The organism is Streptomyces sp. NPDC001027 (assembly GCF_040299045.1).
Taxonomy (GTDB): Bacteria; Actinomycetota; Actinomycetes; order Streptomycetales; family Streptomycetaceae; genus Streptomyces.
Genome location: NZ_JBEPBI010000593.1, coordinates 1 through 1278, shown reverse-complemented (window position 1 = coordinate 1278; position 1278 = coordinate 1). Strand labels below are relative to the sequence as shown.

General features: G+C 66.3%; 2 protein-coding genes. Both read right to left on the bottom strand.

All coding sequences use genetic code 11. From position 1 onward, the window contains the following. Nucleotides 1-30: 30 nt before the first annotated feature. Entirely contained in the window at nucleotides 31-951 is a 921-nt protein-coding gene (locus ABT300_RS44175) for an IS3 family transposase (protein WP_351688858.1), read from the bottom strand. Further along, nucleotides 939-1226: a transposase gene (locus ABT300_RS44170; RefSeq protein ID WP_351688856.1), complete on the bottom strand. Its 288-nt coding sequence runs from the start codon at nucleotides 1224-1226 to the stop codon at nucleotides 939-941. The genes ABT300_RS44175 and ABT300_RS44170 overlap by 13 nt, the downstream gene beginning before the upstream one ends. Between the last annotated feature and the right edge of the window lie 52 nt (nucleotides 1227-1278).

Below are 1278 nucleotides of genomic sequence, written 5' to 3'. Positions count from 1 at the left end.
TGTCAATCCCCTCGAATCGTGGAGACCTTCCTATGCAGCCAGCCCCTCACCAAGGCTGGCCCAGTAGTCGTGTTCGTAGTCGATCGGGCTCTTGAAGCCACACACGCTGTGTAGCCGACGGCTGTTGTAGAAGTCGGTGATCCAGGTCGCGATCCGGATCCGGGCCTCGGTGCGTGTGGCGAAGGCGTGCCGGTGGACGTACTCGACCTTCAGCACGCTGTTGAACGCCTCGCTGACGGCATTGTCGAAGCACGAGCCGACCCGGCCCATGGACTGGAAGACGCCCAGGCGACGACAGGCCCGGCGGAACCTCCGAGAGCCGTACTCGCTCCCGCGGTCCGTGTGGAAAATGACACCGCGGACGTCCCCGCCGCGGGTCGCCGCGGCCATGTGCAGGGCTGCGACGACCAGTTCGGCATCGTGACGGGCACCCATCGCATAGCCGAGCAGGCGGCGGGAGAACAGATCGATGACCGTGGCCAGGTACAGCTTGCCCTCACCGGTTTCGATCTCCGTCATGTCCCCGCACCAGACCAGGTCGGGTGACTCGGCGGTGAAGTCGCGGCGCACGAAGTCCGGGGCGGCCGGCCGTTTGCCCGGCCGGGTCAGCCCCCGCCGTCTGCGCACCTTCCGCGCGACCAGGCCCAGCTCGGCCATGATCTTCGCGATGGTGTTCACCGAGACCCGCCAGCCCTGCCTCACCAGCCTGATCCAGATCTTCGGCGAGCCGTAGGTGCCGCCCGACGTGTCGAACTCTGCCTTCACCGCTTCGATCAGGTGCTGTCTGTGCAGCTCACGCCTGGTCGGCTGGCGGGTGCGGTGTTTGTAGAACCACGACTCGCTCACGCCCAGGGCGCGACAGGAGACGCGGTGCGAAATGCCGTGCTCGGTCCTGAAGTCGCTGATCACCCCGACGACGGACGCCGGGTCCGCCACGGCTACTTCACCCACAGGACCATGCAGCGTTTGAGGACATCGCGCTCCATGACCAGTTCCTTGTTGTCACGCTTGAGCTGGGCGTTCTCCCGCCGCAACCGCTCCAGCTCGTCACTCCCGGCGGCTGGTGCGGTCCCTGCCCGACGGGCACGGGAGACCCAGCTCGCCAGGGTGGTCTCGTTGATCCCCAGGTCCTCGGCGACCTCGGCGATCGTCTTGCCGGTCTCCGTGACGATCCGCACAGCCCCCTCACGGAACTCCGGATCGAACTTCCGTCGCATCTCCGCCATGACTCCCAACTTCCCCTGCAGTCATGGTCTTCACGCTACGAGGGGAGAGACA

Bases quoted from the DNA above. Each gene is read 5' to 3' on its own strand.
- ABT300_RS44170 (WP_351688856.1), bottom strand. From the start codon at position 1,226: ATGGCGGAGATGCGACGGAAGTTCGATCCGGAGTTCCGTGAGGGGGCT.